Source organism: Luteimonas sp. TWI662 (assembly GCF_039673825.1).
Lineage (GTDB): Bacteria > Pseudomonadota > Gammaproteobacteria > Xanthomonadales > Xanthomonadaceae > Luteimonas.
Genome location: NZ_JBDJMI010000002.1, coordinates 43584 through 60322, shown reverse-complemented (window position 1 = coordinate 60322; position 16739 = coordinate 43584). Strand labels below are relative to the sequence as shown.

Annotated in this window: 16 protein-coding genes; 10 read left to right on the top strand and 6 right to left on the bottom strand. The window is 69.8% G+C overall.

Going from position 1 to position 16739, the window contains the following annotated elements; all coding sequences use genetic code 11:
* The first annotated feature begins 183 nt into the window (after positions 1-183).
* Positions 184-1362: a DUF1176 domain-containing protein gene (locus ABE488_RS02745; RefSeq protein ID WP_346447046.1), complete on the top strand. Its 1179-nt coding sequence runs from the start codon at positions 184-186 to the stop codon at positions 1360-1362.
* A 24-nt stretch (positions 1363-1386) separates the two neighbouring features.
* Here the strand turns inward: ABE488_RS02745 and ABE488_RS02740 are convergent, their stop codons facing one another.
* Positions 1387-1842, bottom strand: a complete 456-nt coding sequence (locus ABE488_RS02740; protein ID WP_346442770.1) for a nucleoside deaminase — start codon at positions 1840-1842, stop codon at positions 1387-1389.
* 139 nt (positions 1843-1981) lie between these two features.
* On the opposite strand from ABE488_RS02740, the gene ABE488_RS02735 reads away from it, so the two are divergent.
* Positions 1982-3529, top strand: a complete 1548-nt coding sequence (locus tag ABE488_RS02735; RefSeq protein WP_346447044.1) for a TerC family protein — start codon at positions 1982-1984, stop codon at positions 3527-3529.
* 7 nt (positions 3530-3536) lie between these two features.
* Positions 3537-4298, top strand: coding sequence for a bifunctional demethylmenaquinone methyltransferase/2-methoxy-6-polyprenyl-1,4-benzoquinol methylase UbiE (ubiE, locus tag ABE488_RS02730; protein ID WP_346442774.1), 762 nt, complete (start codon positions 3537-3539; stop codon positions 4296-4298).
* A 114-nt stretch (positions 4299-4412) separates the two neighbouring features.
* On the opposite strand, the gene nfi is transcribed toward ubiE, so the two are convergent.
* Positions 4413-5108: a deoxyribonuclease V gene (gene nfi, locus ABE488_RS02725; protein ID WP_346442776.1), complete on the bottom strand. Its 696-nt coding sequence runs from the start codon at positions 5106-5108 to the stop codon at positions 4413-4415.
* 113 nt (positions 5109-5221) lie between these two features.
* Between nfi and ABE488_RS02720 the strand changes: the two genes are divergently transcribed.
* From ABE488_RS02720 to ABE488_RS02710, 3 genes are all read left to right on the top strand, one after another.
* Complete coding sequence (locus tag ABE488_RS02720) at positions 5222-7216, top strand: M1 family metallopeptidase (RefSeq protein ID WP_346447042.1); 1995 nt, start codon at positions 5222-5224, stop codon at positions 7214-7216.
* A gap of 137 nt (positions 7217-7353) precedes the next feature.
* Entirely contained in the window at positions 7354-8088 is a 735-nt protein-coding gene (locus ABE488_RS02715; RefSeq protein WP_346447040.1) for a hypothetical protein, read from the top strand.
* Positions 8089-8122: 34 nt separating this feature from the next.
* Positions 8123-8371 (top strand): hypothetical protein, encoded by a 249-nt coding sequence (locus ABE488_RS02710; RefSeq protein ID WP_346447038.1) that lies wholly within the window; start codon positions 8123-8125, stop codon positions 8369-8371.
* A gap of 9 nt (positions 8372-8380) precedes the next feature.
* Here ABE488_RS02710 and ABE488_RS02705 read toward each other — a convergent pair whose 3' ends face one another.
* The 3 genes from ABE488_RS02705 to ABE488_RS02695 form a co-directional block, all read right to left on the bottom strand.
* Positions 8381-8881, bottom strand: a complete 501-nt coding sequence (locus ABE488_RS02705) for a hypothetical protein (RefSeq protein WP_346447036.1) — start codon at positions 8879-8881, stop codon at positions 8381-8383.
* A 92-nt stretch (positions 8882-8973) separates the two neighbouring features.
* Positions 8974-10458, bottom strand: a complete 1485-nt coding sequence (locus ABE488_RS02700) for an MATE family efflux transporter (protein WP_346447034.1) — start codon at positions 10456-10458, stop codon at positions 8974-8976.
* A 101-nt stretch (positions 10459-10559) separates the two neighbouring features.
* Positions 10560-11786 (bottom strand): GGDEF domain-containing protein, encoded by a 1227-nt coding sequence (locus ABE488_RS02695; protein ID WP_346447032.1) that lies wholly within the window; start codon positions 11784-11786, stop codon positions 10560-10562.
* A 394-nt stretch (positions 11787-12180) separates the two neighbouring features.
* Between ABE488_RS02695 and ABE488_RS02690 the strand changes: the two genes are divergently transcribed.
* Positions 12181-12744, top strand: a complete 564-nt coding sequence (locus ABE488_RS02690) for an NAD(P)H-dependent oxidoreductase (RefSeq protein WP_346447030.1) — start codon at positions 12181-12183, stop codon at positions 12742-12744.
* Between the two features lie 104 nt (positions 12745-12848).
* Here ABE488_RS02690 and ABE488_RS02685 read toward each other — a convergent pair whose 3' ends face one another.
* A complete protein-coding gene (locus tag ABE488_RS02685) occupies positions 12849-13796 on the bottom strand; it encodes a carbohydrate kinase family protein (RefSeq protein WP_346447028.1) in 948 nt (315 codons plus the stop codon).
* Between the two features lie 242 nt (positions 13797-14038).
* On the opposite strand from ABE488_RS02685, the gene ABE488_RS02680 reads away from it, so the two are divergent.
* The 3 genes from ABE488_RS02680 to mreD all read left to right on the top strand — a co-directional run bounded on the left by ABE488_RS02680 (position 14039) and on the right by mreD (position 16736).
* Positions 14039-15079 (top strand): rod shape-determining protein, encoded by a 1041-nt coding sequence (locus ABE488_RS02680; RefSeq protein ID WP_183427806.1) that lies wholly within the window; start codon positions 14039-14041, stop codon positions 15077-15079.
* 158 nt (positions 15080-15237) lie between these two features.
* The gene (gene mreC, locus ABE488_RS02675) at positions 15238-16260 is read left to right on the top strand and encodes a rod shape-determining protein MreC (protein ID WP_346442793.1); all 1023 of its coding nucleotides are present in this window, start codon (positions 15238-15240) and stop codon (positions 16258-16260) included.
* Positions 16257-16736 (top strand): rod shape-determining protein MreD, encoded by a 480-nt coding sequence (gene mreD / locus ABE488_RS02670; RefSeq protein WP_346442795.1) that lies wholly within the window; start codon positions 16257-16259, stop codon positions 16734-16736. The genes mreC and mreD overlap by 4 nt, the downstream gene beginning before the upstream one ends.
* Positions 16737-16739 lie beyond the last annotated feature (3 nt).

The window sequence follows — 16739 nt, the reverse complement described above, 5'->3', positions numbered from 1 at the left end:
GAGCAGGCGGCGGAACGCGCGACATGGCGCGCAGTCTGGACGCGCAACCGGCATGCCGGCAAGGCGCCGCGCGCACCGGAGCGTTGCGCCCGACCTCGCCCGGATCCCATGTGATGGCCGCGTCGACGTCGCGTCGGTCGCGGCGACAGACAATGGCGTCTCCGTCCGCAAGAGCAGTTCGCGATGTCCATCGTCCGCCCCTTCGTGCTTGCCTGCGCCGCGCTGCTGGCCGCGTGCACGGAACCGGTGCCGCCAGCAATGCCGGATGCCGCCACCACGGCGTCGGCCCCTTCCCCCGCGCCGGCAACCGCCGCGCACGATGCGGACACGACGGCGGGCGCCACGTCCAGCGCGGTCGCGCCGCTGTATCGGCAACTGCGCGACTTCACCGTGGCCTGCGACAACGGCCTGGCCTGCGAGGCGATCGGCGTGAACGACGGTGCGTTCGGTCTGGTGCTGCGGCTGTCGCGCGCGCCGGGCGGCGACGGTGCGCAGCGGCTGCAACTGGGCACGTCGGACGGCGCGCCCAAGCCGGCCACGCTGCGGCTCGACGGCGTGGCCGTGCCCGAACTGGCCGCGCTGCCGTGGCGACGCGACGACGACCGCGATGCGCTGACGCTCGATGCGGCCGCCGACATCGCGACGTTCATCGCGCTGGTCGGCGATGGCACTCGGCTATCGGCTGGCAGCGGCGAGGACGCGCCGGTGGTGTCGCTGTCGGGCTTGCGCGCGGCGTTGCTGCTGATCGACGAGCACCAGCAGCGGCTGGACACGCCCAGCGCCTGGGCGCGGCGTGGCGAGCGCGATTCGACAGCCGTGCCCGGCGGGCCTGCGCTGCCGAGGCTGCATGCAGCGGTGCCGCCGCCGGCATTGTCGCCACAGGACGCCACACGGCTGACCGCCGCAGTCCGCGCACAGGCGGCCGACGCGCTGCGCGAGGCCGACTGCAACCCGCCGCGCGAGGGCTTCGACATCCGCGACCAGGACGCGGCGTATCCGCTCGATGCCGAGCGCGCCCTGGTGTTCGTCGCATGCCTGAGCGGGGCCTACCAGACCTCGAGCCTGGCGTTCCGCACGGCACGCGACGGCAGCGGCGCGACCCGCATCGTGCCGCCGGGTCCGCCCGGACTCGATGATGCCGGCTCGGACTTCGCGCTGCTCACCAATGCCGATTACGCGCCCGACACCGCCACGCTGTCGCATTTCGCCAAAGGGCGCGGGCTCGCCGATTGTGGCGCAGCGGCGCAGTGGCGCTACGACGGACAGGCGTTCGTATTGGCGCAGTACGCCGAACTGCGCCGCTGCGGAGGCGCGGCGCCCGGCGATTTCCCGACGCTGTGGCGTACCGAGACGGCGCGCTGAGCGCGCCTTTGTCGCGGGACCGCGTCAGTCCTCGCCGATGTCCTCGTTCCAGACCTGGGGATGCGCGGCGATGAAGCCGCCGAGCAGGTCGATGCAGTCCTGGCTGTGCAGGTCGATCACCTCGACGCCGTGCTCGCGCAGCCAGTCGATGCCGCCGCGGAAAGTCTGCGACTCGCCGACGACGACCGTGCCGATGCCGAACTGACGGACCAGGCCGCTGCAGTACCAGCACGGCGCCAGCGTCGTCACCATGATCGTGTCGCGGTAACTGCGCTGGCGACCGGCCTTGCGGAAGGCATCGGTCTCGCCGTGCACGGACGGATCGTCTTCCTGCACGCGGCGGTTGTGGCCGCAGCCCAGCAGCCGGCCATCGCGGTGATAGAGCGCTGCGCCGATCGGGATGCCGCCCTCGGCCAGGCCCTGGCGGGCTTCGGCGATGGCGGTGTCGAGCAGGGCGCGGTAGTCGGGCGTGGCGATCATGGGGCGGTCGTGGCAGCGCGGGGCCTGCAGTCTGACGTGCGTGTGCGATGCGGTCGAGCGGGCGCGCCGGCCGCGGCAAATTCTTAACATTCGCGTGGCAGAATCCGCGCTCCTCTCCGCACGCGATGCAAGAACACCTATGGAATGGCTGGCCGACCCGACGATCTGGATGGGTCTGGCGACCTTGGTGATCCTGGAGATCATCCTGGGCATCGACAACCTGGTGTTCATCGCCATCCTTGCCGACAAGCTGCCTCCCGAGCAGCGCGACAAGGCACGCATCATCGGACTGACCCTGGCGCTGCTGATGCGCCTGGTGCTGCTGGCGTTGTTGGCGTGGATCATGAAGCTGACCGCGCCGCTGTTCTCGGTCTGGGAACACGCGTTCTCCGGGCGCGACCTGATCCTGCTCGTGGGCGGCCTGTTCCTGCTGTTTAAGGCGACGATGGAACTGCACGAGCGGCTCGAGGGCCGGGAGCACGACAGCGGCGGCAAGAAGGCCTATGCCGCGTTCGGCGTCGTGGTCGCGCAGATCGTCGTGCTCGATGCGGTGTTCTCGCTCGACTCGGTGATCACCGCGGTCGGCATGGTCGAGCACCTGGGTGTGATGTACGCCGCGGTGATCATCGCAATGGCGGTCATGATGCTGGCCAGCAAACCGTTGACGCGCTTCGTCAGCCGCCACCCGACGGTCGTCGTGCTGTGCCTGGGCTTCTTGCTGATGATCGGCTTCAGCCTCGTTGCCGAGGGGCTGGGCTTCAAGATTCCGAAGGGCTACCTGTACGCGGCGATCGTGTTCTCGATCCTGATCGAGGCGTTCAATCAGTGGTCGCGCTACAACCGCGAGCGCCACGTGCGCCAGCTGCCGTTCCGCCAGCGCACGGCCGACGCGGTGCTGCGTCTGCTCGGCGCGCGTCCGGACACGGCGAGCGAGGGCGGCGCCATCGAGCCGGCCGAGCAGGTGCCCGATGGCGAGCGCCTGGAGGCGGCCGAGCACGACATGATCCGCAGTGTGCTGACCCTGGCCGAGCGACCGGTGTCGAGCGTGATGACGGTGCGCGGCGACATCGAATGGATCGACGCCACGCGCGGGCTGGGGCATGCGACCGAGCGGCTGGTGCAGTCGCCGCACACGCGCCTGCTGGTCTGCGACGGCGAGCTCGACCGCCTGCTGGGCATCGTGCAGAGCAGCGACCTGTTGTCGAGCGTGCTGCAGGGCCGGGCATTGAACGTGACCGAGTTCGTCCGCGAGCCGCTGGTCGTGCCGGAGGGCACGTCGACTTTGCGCGTGCTCGAGCAGATCCGCGCCCATCCACTCCCGATCGCGGTCGTCGTCGACGAGTACGGCAGCATCGAAGGCATGGTCACCGCGAACGACCTGCTGGCCACGATCGCCGGCGACCTGGCCGATACCCAGGACGCCGACTATGGCGCGGTGCGGGGCGAGGACGGTGCATGGCTGGTCGACGGCTCGATGTCGATGCAGGACGTGGCGCTGGCGACCGGCCTGAGCCTGCCGACCAGCCCGACCTACGTGACCCTGTCCGGGCTGGTGGTCCACGCCCTGGACCGGATGCCGGCAGAAGGCGACGAGGTGACCATCGACGGCCACGTGCTGCGGGTCGAATCGCTGGAACGGCGCCGGGTCGGGCGCCTGCGGATCGCACCGGCCCCGAATGAGGGATAATCGGCCCATGAGCGACGAATCCTCCAGACCCGGCACCACCCATTTCGGCTTCCGCGACGTCCCCACCGGCGAAAAGCAGAAGCTGGTCGGCCAGGTGTTCTCCTCGGTCGCAGGCAACTACGACCTGATGAACGACCTGATGAGCCTGGGCATCCACCGGGTGTGGAAGCGCTATTTCGTCGCGACCGCGCAGGTGCGCCGCGGCGACCGCGTGCTCGACCTGGCCGGCGGCACCGGCGATATCGCGGCCCTGCTCAAGAGCCGGGTCGGCGAATCGGGCGAACTGGTGCTCGGCGACATCAATGCGGCGATGCTGCGCACCGGGCGCGACCGCATGACCGATCGCGGGCAGGTGCGCGGCTTCGAGTATGTGCAGTGCAACGCCGAGACGCTGCCGTTTCCCGACAACAGCTTCGATCTGGTGACCATTGCCTTCGGCCTGCGCAACGTCACCGACAAGGACGCGGCGCTGCGCGAGATGCAGCGTGTGCTGCGCGTCGGCGGCCAGGCGCGCGTGCTGGAGTTCTCCCAGGTCAAGCCCGAGTGGTTCCGCCCGCTTTACGACTTCCACTCGTTCCAGGTGCTGCCGCGGCTGGGGCGGCTGTTCGCCGGCGACGCCGACAGCTACCGCTACTTGGCCGAGTCGATCCGCAAGCATCCGCCGCAGGACGAGCTCAAGTCGATGATGGACGCGGCCGGCTTCGTGCGCTGCCGTTACCGCAACCTGTCGGCCGGCATCGTCGCGATCCACGACGGCTTCAAGGCCTGACGCCCGACGGCCGGCGTGGCGCCGGCCCGAAACAGCGCAGGACGAGCGCGAGCCGCGCCTGCTCGCAGCGTGCGACGAAGCAACGTGCCTGCGCGGTGCGCCTGAAGCCGCGCCTCACAACAGCGTGGCCGCGACCTCGATGGCGCCGCGGCGCGAGGCGAGCCGGTCGGCCAGCCGGGTCGGTTCGGGCAGACGGTAACCACGCAGGCAGCGCAACGTCCAGCCCAGCGCGCCGTCGACCGAGATCCGGTGCCCGGGCGAGACGATCAGTGGGTTGCAGCGTGCGCGGCTGCGCAGCGCCCAGCCGATGTGCGCGCCGCGGTCGCGCAGCGGCGACCGGTCGCCTGGCGCATCGCCCGGTGGTTCGAACTGGCCGGCCAGGCGCTTCTTGGCCACGCCGATACTGGCCAGGCCGGTGGCCACACCGAAGTGCGCCGCGATGCCCAGGCGCCGCGGATGTGCGATGCCCTGACCGTCCACGAACACCAGGTCGGGCGTCTGCGACAGCTGCGCGAGCGCAGCCAGCAAGGCCGGCAGCTCGCGGAAGCTCAGCAGTCCGGGCACGTAGGGCATGCGGGTCGGCAGGCGGGCGACATGGGTTTCGACCGGCTGCAGCGATTGCGCATCCAGCAGCACCGCCGCGGCGCGGGTGACGGCGCCGGCGTCCTCGAACCCCACGTCGAAGCCGCCGATCCAGCGAACGCGCGCCGGCAGCCTGTCCTGGAGCACGACCTGCGCAGCCAGGCGCGATTGCAGGGCGCGCGCCTGGGCGGGGCTGCCGTCCCAATCGCCGAATGTGGCCTCGTTCATGCGCGTAGGCTGCAACGTACCCGGTCGCCGGGACGTGCACGGCCGGGGTGTCAGCAGGCGGCGCGGGGCGACGGAGTAGACTGCGCGTCGGTTCTTCCGCCGCGAGACGTTCCGTGATCCGAATTCCCCCGTTCCGTTTCCCGCAGCTGGCCTCGGTGCTGCTGTTGTCCCTGTCGGCCCTGGTGATCGGCGGCTGCAAGCCCGAGGCCGGCACCGCGCCGACACCGCCGGCCAGCGAAAAGCCGCCGGCCGAGGCCGCCGACCGTGACGAGCATTCCTATGCCGAGCCCGACAAGGTCGTCACCGAGAACTTGGCGCTGGACCTGGCGCTCGACTTCGACGCCCGCACCATTGCCGGGACCGCGACCTACACGCTGCAGTGGACGGATCCGGCGGCGACCGAGCTGGTGCTCGATACGCGCGCGCTGACGATCGACAAGGTCGAAGGCGAGGCCGGCGGGCAGTGGCAGCCGCTGCACTACGCGCTGGCCGATGCCGACGCCACCCTGGGCAGCAAGCTGACGATCCAGGCCCCGGACCGCAATGCCCGGATCCGCGTGACCTACACCACCTCGCCCGACGCCTCGGGCCTGCAGTGGCTGACGCCGGAGATGACCGAAGGCAAGAAGCTGCCCTTCATGTTCAGCCAGTCGCAGCAGATCCATGCCCGCTCGTGGGTGCCGCTGCAGGACACGCCGGCGATCCGCTACACCTACAGCGCGCACGTGACCTCGCGTCCGGACGTGATGGTGCTCATGAGTGCGGACAACGATCCGGCCGCCCAGCGCGACGGCGACTACACGTTCAAGATGCCGCAGAAGATCCCGTCCTATCTGATGGCGATCGCGGCCGGCGACCTGGTGTTCAAGCCGATCTCCGAGCGCAGCGGCATCTGGGCCGAGCCGGCCACGATCGACCGCGCGGTGGCCGAGTTCGCCGACACCGAGAAGATGATCGCCACCACCGAGCAGCTCTATGGCCCCTACCGCTGGGAGCGCTACGACCTGCTGATCCTGCCGCCGTCGTTCCCCTACGGCGGCATGGAGAACCCGCGCCTGTCGTTCATCACCCCGACCGTCATCGTCGGCGACAAGTCGCTGGTTTCGCTGGTCGCCCACGAGCTCGCGCACAGCTGGTCGGGCAACCTGGTGACGTTCTCCAGCGCCAAGCACGGCTGGCTCAACGAGGGCTTCACCAGCTACGTGGAGAACCGCATCGTCGAATCGGTCTACGGCAAGGAGACCAGCGACATGGAGTTCGTGATCGCCCGCAATGCGCTCAAGGAGAGCATTGTCTCGATGCCCGAGCCGGTGCAGGCGCTGGCGGTGAAACCGGGCACGGTGCTCGACGCCGACGACGCGCTGAGCGCGGTGGCCTACGACAAGGGCGCCTGGTTCCTGCAGTTCCTCGAGCAGCGCTTCGGCCGCGAGCCGTTCGATGCGTTCCTGCGCGGCTACTTCGACCATTTCGCGTTCCAGAGCATCACCACCGAGCAGTTCCTGGCGTACGCGAAGGAACATCTGTTCGACAAGTATCCCGGCACCGTCAGTGATGCCGAGATCCAGGAATGGGTCTACGGCCCGGGCATCCCGGCCTCGGCGCCGCAGGTGATGTCGCGCAACTTCGGCATCGTCGACTCCGCGCGGCTGGCGTGGCTGGGCAGCGCGCAACTGCCGCCGCGCCAGATCACCGATGCCTGGTCGACGCAGGAGTGGCTGCATTTCCTCGACAGCCTGCCGGCGACGCTGACCCACGAGCAGATGGCCCAGCTCGACGGCGCCTACCACTTCACCGGCACGGGCAACGGCGAGATCGCGATGCGCTGGTATCCGCTGGCCGTGCGCAGCGGCTACACCGAGGCGAACGCGGCATTGGCCGAGTTCACCGCGCGTGTCGGCCGTCGCAAGTTGATCATGCCGATCTACGACGCGCTGGTGCAGACCGAGTCCGGCCTGGCGCTGGCCAAGGAGATCTTCGCCAAGGCGCGTCCGGGCTACCACCCGATCACGACCGGCTCGGTGGAGAAGGTGATCGACGAGGCCAAGCCGGCCCCGGCGGTCGATCCCTCCGCGCCTGCGGTCGACGAGGCCGCCCCCGCGGCCAACTGACGGCCGGTGCCGTCCTGCGCGGCCGCCTTCGGGCGGCCGCGTGCGTTTTGGATGGGCGCCGCGGTGCGGACGCCTGCTACGCTGATGCGGCGCGCGCTGTCGTGGCGGCGCCCCGCCGAAGAATCGAGGACATGCCCATGCCCGCCGTTGCCCGCCCGCTCGCTGCCGCCCTGTTCGTCGCATCGCTGGCGCTTGCCGGTTGCCAGGACCGCGAGGCGCAGGCTGCCGCTCAGGCCCAGGCCCAAGCGCAAGCCAACGAGCAACAGGCGGTCGCCGGCGAACGCGACTTCGAAGCCGCCGTCGCCGCCGAGAACTGGGCGTTGGCCAAGGCCCAGGCCGACGTGCTGCTGTCGCGCTACCCCCAGACCGAGGCGGCCGGCCGCGTGCGGGCGAAGTTCGATGAAGTCCGCAGCCGCGGCGACGCGGTGCGCGAGCAGGCGCGGACGGCGGCCTTGTGGAGCTACGACACCCGGCCTGCCGACGGCGGGCAACAGGTCTCGGCGGCGATCTATGCGCGCCAGCCGGTCGACGTCGACGGCAGCGGGGCCAAGCCCGTGCGGCTGATCTTCCGCGACCATCCCTCGTGGGGGCGCAGCAGCTACCTGGTGCTGGAAGCCGGGGATTTCGACTGCTATCCCAGCTGCCGGGTCGAGGTGACGGTGGACGAGGCCGCGCCGCGCCGCATGGCGGCCAACCGGCCGCAGACCGACGAGGCGATCGCGATGTTCATCGACGACGAGAAGGCGTTGTGGCGTCTGCTCGATGGCGCGAAGACGCTCTCGATCGCCTTCCCGGTCAAGGCCGGCGGCACCCGCACGGCGGTGTTCGAAACCGCCGGGCTCGACCGCGCGCGGATGCCGGGCTGGCAGTGAGCCGGCGGCGCAAAGCGCTGGGACGTTCGTACTGATGGACGTGGCCATCGTCGTGGTGGTCAGTGCCTTGGCGCTGGCACTGCATGTCGTCCTGTTCGTGGTGTTCCGGCGCTGGATGGACCGCGACCTGGCGCTGTCGTTCGCCGGTGACGACCCCGCCCGCCGCGCCTACATGCTGGCGCAGTTGCAGCAGGCCCGGGCGCAGGGCATCGGCCGCCGCGCGCTGCCCGATTGGCTGGCCCGCGCTGCGGCGAAGGCGCCGGGCGACGCGCCCGCCGCCTGACGCCGGCTTTTAGTTGCAGTTGGCCTGCGCGACCCGCAGCTGCTGGGCGGCGGCATCGCGTTCGCGCGCGATCGCGCGCTGCTGGTTCTCCTGTTGCGCGCGCAGGCCCGAGCGGTCGGTCGGATCGGCGCCGACAGCGCCGGTCGCCGCGCGCTGCGCCTGCGTGGCGGCCAGCCCGCGCTGGGCCGCGGCGACACGCTGGTCGGACACCGGTTGCACGGCGCTGCGCGCGGTCTGCAGGCAGCGCTCGCGCTGCGACAGCGCTGGGGTGGGCGTGACCGGGCGGGTGACATCGTTCGAGAGTTGCCGCGTCGGCTGCGGCGCGCGCAGCGTGGCGGCCGGTGGCGGGGGGGCCTGCGGGCGCAGTTGCTGCGGCGCGGGCGCGGGCGCTGCGGGCCGCGCGACCGCGGCAGGCGGCGGATCGGCCGGATTGCGCAGCTGTTGCGCCGCGACGGGGGCTGCGAGGCCGGCGCAGGCCAGCACGGCGGTCAGCAAGGGAGCGGGGCGCATGGACGTCTTCCAGGAAGCGGGCACATGTCCTTCCTACAGCGGGCGGGCGTATGTCGGCGTCAATACGCTTTGCGGCCGGGTTGTTCAGGTCCTCAGTCGGCCGTCCTCTGCGCTCGGCAGGGCGGCATGCCAGCGACCGGGGCCGGCGGCGGGGCCGGGACTTCGGCCGGGATCGCGACCTGTTCATCGGCGAGCATGCGCGCCGCACGCCAGCCGCCCCAGCGGTAGTAGCCGACCGCCAGCAGCATCGCCACCAGCGCGCTGGCCGGAAAGCTCCACCAGATCGCATCGGCGCCGAGCGTGGGCTGCAGCCAGGTGGCGAACGGCACCCGCACGCCCCACAGGGTCGCCCCCAGGATCAGCAGCGGCGGCAGCACCGCGCCGGTCGAGCGCACCACGCCGAACAGCACGAAGGTCACGCCGAAGAACAGGAACGACCAGATTGCGATGCGATTGAGGTGACGTGCGGCCTCCAGCGCGGCGCTGGCCTCGGGCAGGAACAGCGCCAGCGCGTGGCGGTCGAGGCCGATCAGCACCGCGATCAAAACGCCGGTCATCAGGAAGTTGATCGCCACGCCGGTCTTGGCGACCCGGCCCACGCGGTCCCAATGGCCGGCGCCCACATTCTGGGCCGCCATCGTCGAGCACGCCGCGCCGATCGCCATTGCGGGCATCTGTACATAGGTCCACAGCTGCAGCGCAGCGCCGTAGGCGGCGGTGGTCTCGACGCCGTGCGCGTTGACCATTGCGATCATCGCGATCATCGCCGCCGACAGCATCACCATCTGCAAACCCATCGGCAGCCCCTTGGCGAGCAGTGCGCGAACGATCGTCCAGTCCGGGCGATACAGCGCGCGCTCGTCGCGGCCGATCCAGAGCCGATGGCGACGGTGCCGCAGCCAGGCCAGCATCGCCACCAGCCCCAGCGCGTTGGCGATCAGGTTCGCGGCCGCCGCGCCGGCCATGCCCATCTCCGGCAACGGGCCGACCCCGAACAGCAGCAGCGGCACCAGCACGATGTCCAGCGCGACCACCAGCAGCAGGAACAAAAACGGGGTGCGCGAATCGCCGGCGCCGCGCAGGATCGCCGACAGGAACGCGAGCGCGTACAGGAACGGCACCGCCAGGAAGATGATCCGCAAGTACGCCTCGGCATGCGGCAGTGCCGACGCCGGTGTGCCCATCCAGTCGAGCACCGGTCCGGAAAGCGGCAGGCCGGCGAGCGCGACGAGGACCGACACGCTCACAAAGAACGTCGCGCTGGTGCCGATCGCGCGCTTGGCCGCGGTGAGGTCGTCGCGGCCGATGGCCTGTGCGACGAGGATCGTCGCGGCCATGCCGACGCCGAACACCGCGCCCAGCAGGAAGAACAGGATGTTGTTGGCATTGGCGATCGCCGCGATCGCATCCTCGCCCAGGAACCGGCCGATCCAGATCGCATTGACCGAGCCGTTGAGCGACTGCAAGGCATTGCCGCCGAGGATCGGCAGCGCGAAGACCAGCAGCGTGGTGGCGATCGGACCGCGGGTCAGGTCGCGCGGGCGGTCGGTGGCTGGGGCGGCTTGGCGTCGTGACATCGGCGCATTCAAGCTGGCCGGGGATCGTGATGCGGTGAGGGTGCAGTCGGCTGGGGGTGGCGCGCGTGAAGGGGCGGTCACTTTCATTGACCAGTCGCCAGTCAGGGATCGCAAATGACCCCGGCAAGAACTGGCACTTCAGAAAGTGCACTCTGACCCCGGTTCTGGTTCGTGCTCGTGTCGCCCCATTCCACCCGGTTGCGCCCCGCGTGCTTGCCGCGATAGAGCGCCGCGTCCGCCACCTGCATCGCCTGCTCCAGCGACGCATCGCCGTCGAAGCGCCCCGAGATGCCCACGGTGACGGTGCAGCGCAACGCCTCGCCATCCGGCGTCTGCAGCCGGGCTGTCGATGCGACGGCTTGGCGGATGCGCTCGGCCACACCGCCTGCGGTGGCCTCGTCGGCGCCTGGGCAGACCACGGCGAACTCCTCCCCGCCCATCCGGCATACGAGATCCTCCGCGCGGACAGCCTCACGCAGGACATCGCTGATGGCGCAGAGCACGGCGTCACCCGTGTGGTGACCGTATTGGTCGTTGATGCGCTTGAAGTGATCGAGATCGATCAGCAGCAGGCGAGCGCCGTTCGAATGCCGCTGTTGCATCTTGAGTGCCTCGGTCAAGCCGCGGCGATTGAGCAACTGCGTCAGCGGATCGCGCGCGGCCATGTCGCGAAGCCGGTCGGTCAGGCGGCGCAGAACGAGCCAGACGATGAACGGTGGAATGATGGTCGCCAGCGAACACATGTAAACGTAGAAAACCACCTGGAACTGTCCATCCATGTGCAGCGTCGCCAGGCCACCGGCCAGCAACTTGGCCAGTTTGAGCGCGTTCAATACCCCGATGCCGCTGATCAGCGCGGCAAGCAGCAGCGCCTCAGCGCGAAGATCGCACGCGAACGTACGCAGGCCCGCCACCAGCACGACCACCATGCCAACGAACCACAGGGCACACACTGCCGAAAGCAGCGCGTAGCGCGCCACCGGTCCCCAGGCCCATTCCACCAGGATCTGCACGACCACATGGCCCAGCCCGAGCGCAGCCAGCGGCCGGAGCAGTGGCGTCGGCCGACCAAAGAAGCGCAGGCCGCCCACGCTGTAGGCCAGCAGTGCGCCGAGTGTCAGCGCATGATTCAACACGCCCATCCAGCTCAGCCCCACCGAGCCTTCCAGCAACTGCAGCATGTACGCAGCGCCGAGGATCAGGTTGCCCACGGCGAAGGCATCTGTCCCCATCCTGTCGCGGCCCAAGCGCCTGCTGATGAGCAGGAACATCACCGAGAAGCTCAGCAGGTAGGCACACAGCATGCCGACGAGAAGCGTGGCGATCATAAGGCGCTCGAAGTCGGAACAAGGGCGAAGACAGGCCGCAGGTCTGCACGCCGCATCCGCTGGCGGGATGCCGAAGTTCCCCCTTCGGCGCGCGCGACTGGATGTCAGGACGGGCAGGCCTGCCCCGTCCGATTGGACGGCGACAGCTTAGTACCAACGGCTGGGCAGCGGTGAACTTGAGCCTGCGTCGGCATCCTGACGGTGCGCGAAGGGCTTGCGTACGTTGCGCACGGTGCCGCTGGGCGGGGTGGCGATGCTTCGTTCGGCCTGCCGGGCCGGGGGGACGCCTGGCCGGCTGTTCATTTCATCCCGATCCCCGAATGCGTGGGGCATGGTGTGGGGGCATTGGTCGCCCATGCCCCAGTCGCGCCCTTCCACCCACAAGGAGTTCCCCATGCCCGCACCCAGAATCGCCGTGCTCGTCGGCAGCCTGCGCAAGGCCTCGATCAACCGCCGTCTGGCCAACGCCCTCGAACGTCTCGCCGCCGACCGTGCGACGTTCGTGCACGTGGAGATCGGCGACCTGCCGCTCTACAACCAGGACGATGACGACGCACCCTCGGCGCAGGTCGTGCGCCTGCGCGATACGGTGCGCGGCGCCGACGCGGTGCTGTTCGTCACGCCCGAGTACAACCGCTCGGTGCCCGGCGTACTGAAGAACGCGATCGACCACGGCTCGCGGCCCTACGGCCAGAGCGTGTGGGCAGGCAAGCCGGCCGGCGTTCTCGGGGCCTCGATCGGCAGCATCGGCTCGGCGCTCGCCCAGCAGCACCTGCGCAACATCCTCGCCTACCTGGACATGCCGACCCTGGGCCAGCCCGAGGTCTTCCTGCACGCCAAGGACGGCGTCTTCGACGACGACGGCGGCTTTGGCAAGGCCAGCCGCGATTTCATGCAGGGCTGGCTGGACGCCTATCTAACATGGATCGCACAGCACGGCGGATCGACGCGCGATTAGGCGACGCGATGCGGCATGTCGTTCGTCGGCGCGCGTGGGCACCAGACCACCCGCGTCGCGACCTGCCCTAGGCGCAGCCGGCTCGCCGCGCCTAGGGGGCGCGCTCAGCCGCCCTTGCTCTCCAGCGAATACCCGAACTGCTGCCGGAACTGCAGCGAGAACTCCTCGTAGTCGAAGCGCTGGTTCTGGGTGCCGGGATGCTCGACCTTCAGCGCGCCCATCAGGTTGCCGATGCGGCCGATGGTGAGCCAGTCGTAGCCCTTGTCGATGCCGAACAGCAGGCCGGCGCGGAATGCATCGCCGCAGCCTGTCGGGTCGGTCACGCGGCGCTCGTGGGCTGGCGGTACGTCGTGGGTCTGGCCCTCGGCATGGATCACCACACCCTTGGGGCCACGCGTGCAGATGTAGGCGCGCACCTTGCCGGCGATGACCTTCTCGTCCCAGCCGGTCCGTTCCTGCAGCAGGTTGGACTCGTAGTCGTTGACGATCACGTAGTCGGCCAGCTCGATGAACTGGCGCAACTCGTCACCGTTGAACAGGGGCATTGCCTGGCCCGGATCGAAGACGAACGGGGTGCCGGCCTCGGAAAACTCGCGCGCGTTCTGCAGCATGCCTTCGCGGCCGTCGGGGCCGACCAGGCCGATGGTCACGCCGGGCACGTCCTTCACGTGGTTCTCGTGGCTGCGCATCATCGCGCCGGGATGGAACGCGGTGATCTGGTTGTTGTCGTGATCGGTGGTGATGAACGCCTGGGGCGTGAACAGCTCGGGGATCTCGCGCACGTGATCGAGCGTAATGCCCAGCTCGGTGAACCATTCGCGATAGGGGCCGAAATCCTGGCCCACGGTGCCCATCGGAATCGGGTTGCCGCCGAGCAATTTCAGGTTGTAGGCAATGTTGCCCGCGCAGCCACCGAACTCGCGGCGCATGCGCGGAACCAGGAACGAGACGTTCAGGATGTGCACTTTGTCCGGAAGGATGTGGTTCTTGAACTGGTCCGGAAACACCATGATGGTGTCGTAGGCCAGGGAACCGCAGATCAATGCAGACATCGCATGCAACTCGTCGTCGTCGAAAGGCCGGTTAGTTTACGTTAACCCGGTGCGCGCCGGGCCGCGTGCGGGCCGCTCAGGACGCGGCGCAGGCTGGCCGAACTGCGGGCCCGAGCCCTGCGGGCGGGCCGCCCCGGGCGTCTGGTCGGGGGCATTGCAGGGCGTTCGGGGCGCCGCGGGCACCGGCTTTTTTGCTAGGCTAGCGCGCTTGTGTCGCCCCCTCTGACGGACGCCCTTTTCCGATGTTCAAGAAGTTCCGCGGCCTGTTTTCCAACGACCTGTCCATCGACCTGGGCACCGCCAACACGCTGATCTTCGTCCGCGGCCAGGGCATCGTGCTCAACGAGCCGTCGGTCGTGGCCGTGCGCCAGGACCGGACCGCCGGCCAGAAGGTCGTCGCGGCGGTCGGCGCCGAGGCCAAGCAGATGCTGGGCCGGACGCCGGGCAACATCACCACGCATCGCCCGATGAAGGACGGCGTCATCGCCGACTTCACGTACACCGAGGAGATGCTCAAGCACTTCATCAAGAAAGTGCACAAGTCGCGCTTCCTGCGCCCCAGCCCCCGCGTGCTGATCTGCGTGCCGGCCGGCTCGACCCAGGTCGAGAAGCGTGCGATCAAGGATTCGGCGCTCGAGGCCGGTGCCCGCGAGGTCTCGCTGATCGAAGAGCCGATGGCCGCGGCGATCGGTGCCGGCATGCCGGTGACCGAGGCGCGCGGCTCGATGGTGGTCGACGTCGGCGGCGGGACCACCGAGGTCGCGGTCATCGCGCTCAATGGCATCGTCTATTCGCAGTCGGCCCGCATCGGCGGCGACCGGTTCGACGAGTCGATCATCAACTACGTGCGCCGCAACCACGGCATGCTGATCGGCGATGCGACCGCCGAGCGGATCAAGCTCGAGATCGGCTGCGCCTACCAGCAGGAGCCCGTGGTCGAGATCGAGGTCTCGGGCCGGCATCTGGCCGAGGGCGTGCCCAAGGTCATCACGATCAGCTCCAACGAGGTGCTCGACGCGCTGCGCGAGCCGCTGTCGGGCATCGTCGAAGCGGTCAAGCAGGCGCTCGAGCAGACGCCGCCCGAGCTGTGCGCCGACGTCGCCGAGCGCGGCATCGTGCTGACCGGCGGCGGCGCGCTGCTGCGCGACCTCGACCGTTTGATCAGCGAGGCCACCGGCCTGCACGTGCAGGTCGCCGAGGACCCGCTGACCTGCGTCGCCCGGGGCGGCGGCCGTGCGCTGGAACTGCTGGACCTGCACGGCAACGAGTTCTTCGCGGACTGACCGCGCGCGGCGCCATCGGCATGTCTTCGGTCGAGGGCAGCGCGTTCCGCCCTCGCGGCAGGCATGAGGGGCCCGCCCTGCCGTCCGCCCGGTCCCTGGTCGCTGGCGTCCCGCTGCCGCGGGACTGATGATCGACTTCCATCAGGACAACACGCCCGATGTCGTCTTCCAGCTCACCGGCTCCCCGATCTGGCGACGTGTCCGGCACGCTGCGGCTGCTGGCCTATCTGGCGCTGTCGTGCGTGCTGATCGTCATGGACCACCGCGGCAGCTGGCTGTCGGAGGCCAGGCACCAGGCGGCGATCATCGTCCAGCCGTTGTGGTGGCTGGCCGGCCTGCCGTCGCGTCTGGGCACGAGCATGCGCAACGATGCGGCGACCCGCGCCCAGTTGGCCGAGGACAACCGCCGGTTGCGCAACGAACTGCTGGTGCTCAACGCCCGCCAGGCCCGGCTGCGGGTCGAGGCGACCGAGAATGCCCGCCTGCGCCGGCTGCTGGGCGCGGTCGGGCAGGGCAATCTGGACGTGCAGCTGGCGCCGGTCCTCGATGTCGACCAGGATCCGACGCGGCAGCGGCTGCTGCTCGATGCCGGCACCCGCAACGGCGTGCGCACCGGGCAGAGCGTCATCGACGCCGGCGGTCTGCTCGGCCAGGTCATCGCGACGACGTCCGCCACTGCGACCGTGCTGTTGGTGACCGATCTCGAACATGCGGTGCCGGTGGTCGTGGCGCGTAATGGCGTGCGCCTGGTCGCCTACGGCAGCGGGCATCCCGATGCGCTGCTGCTGCGCAACGTCCCGTTGTCGGCCGATGTCCAGGTCGGCGACGCGATGGTGACCTCGGGCCTGGGTGGCCGGTTCCCGCCGGGGTTCCCGGTCGGCACGATCGCCTCGCTCGAGCCTGACGACAGCCGCGCGTTCCTGATCGGGCGCCTGACGCCGGCTGCGCAGTTCGACCGCGGGCGCGACGTGTTGCTGCTGCGCGACGAAGTCGTGCCGGTGACCACCGCCGATCTGGACGCGGCGGCGGCCGAGCGCGAGGCGGCATTGCGCGCCAGGGCGGAGGCCGCCGCTGCTGCCGAGGCCACCGCAGGCGGTGCGCAGACTGGCGCGGGCGACGCCGCCGCTGCGACGCCGGCCGCGACCGAACCGACACCGCCGGTCTCGGGGCCGATGCCATGATCCGCCGTCGCAAGCCCTGGTTGCTGCCGGTGAGCCTGTTGGCGGCGCTGCTGCTCGGCCTGTTGCCGCTGCCGACCGGCCTGCAGCCGCTGCGCCCGTTCTGGCTGGCGCTGGTGATCGCCTATTGGGTGATCGAGGACCCCGACCGCGCTGGCCTGGGCCTGGCGTTCTGCATCGGTCTGATCGCCGATCTCGCGTTCGGTGGCCTGCTGGGCGAGCAGGCCCTGCGGCTGGTGGTGATGAGCTTCATCCTGCAGCGCTTCCGCTCGCAGTTGCGCTTCTTCCCGGTCGCCCAGCAGGCGGCGGCGGTCGGCGGCCTGCTGCTCAACGACCGCATTGTCAGTGCTGCGATCCACGGCGCGCTGGGCCTGCCGCAACTGCCATGGACGTACTGGATCGCGCCGCTGCTGGGCATGCTGCTGTGGGCGCCGCTGTACCTGGTCATGGACGCACTGCGCTTCGGGCGCCGGACGTAGCGG

Bases quoted from the DNA above. Each gene is read 5' to 3' on its own strand.
- ABE488_RS02745 (WP_346447046.1), top strand. From the start codon at position 184: ATGTCCATCGTCCGCCCCTTCGTGCTTGCCTGCGCCGCGCTGCTGGCC.
- ABE488_RS02710 (WP_346447038.1), top strand. From the start codon at position 8,123: ATGGACGTGGCCATCGTCGTGGTGGTCAGTGCCTTGGCGCTGGCACTG.
- ABE488_RS02690 (WP_346447030.1), top strand. From the start codon at position 12,181: ATGCCCGCACCCAGAATCGCCGTGCTCGTCGGCAGCCTGCGCAAGGCC.
- ABE488_RS02685 (WP_346447028.1), bottom strand. From the start codon at position 13,796: ATGTCTGCATTGATCTGCGGTTCCCTGGCCTACGACACCATCATGGTG.
- ubiE (WP_346442774.1), top strand. From the start codon at position 3,537: ATGAGCGACGAATCCTCCAGACCCGGCACCACCCATTTCGGCTTCCGC.
- mreC (WP_346442793.1), top strand. From the start codon at position 15,238: ATGTCGTCTTCCAGCTCACCGGCTCCCCGATCTGGCGACGTGTCCGGC.
- ABE488_RS02700 (WP_346447034.1), bottom strand. From the start codon at position 10,458: ATGTCACGACGCCAAGCCGCCCCAGCCACCGACCGCCCGCGCGACCTG.
- ABE488_RS02705 (WP_346447036.1), bottom strand. From the start codon at position 8,881: ATGCGCCCCGCTCCCTTGCTGACCGCCGTGCTGGCCTGCGCCGGCCTC.
- ABE488_RS02715 (WP_346447040.1), top strand. From the start codon at position 7,354: ATGCCCGCCGTTGCCCGCCCGCTCGCTGCCGCCCTGTTCGTCGCATCG.
- ABE488_RS02695 (WP_346447032.1), bottom strand. From the start codon at position 11,786: ATGATCGCCACGCTTCTCGTCGGCATGCTGTGTGCCTACCTGCTGAGC.
- nfi (WP_346442776.1), bottom strand. From the start codon at position 5,108: ATGAACGAGGCCACATTCGGCGATTGGGACGGCAGCCCCGCCCAGGCG.
- ABE488_RS02740 (WP_346442770.1), bottom strand. From the start codon at position 1,842: ATGATCGCCACGCCCGACTACCGCGCCCTGCTCGACACCGCCATCGCC.
- mreD (WP_346442795.1), top strand. From the start codon at position 16,257: ATGATCCGCCGTCGCAAGCCCTGGTTGCTGCCGGTGAGCCTGTTGGCG.
- ABE488_RS02735 (WP_346447044.1), top strand. From the start codon at position 1,982: ATGGAATGGCTGGCCGACCCGACGATCTGGATGGGTCTGGCGACCTTG.
- ABE488_RS02680 (WP_183427806.1), top strand. From the start codon at position 14,039: ATGTTCAAGAAGTTCCGCGGCCTGTTTTCCAACGACCTGTCCATCGAC.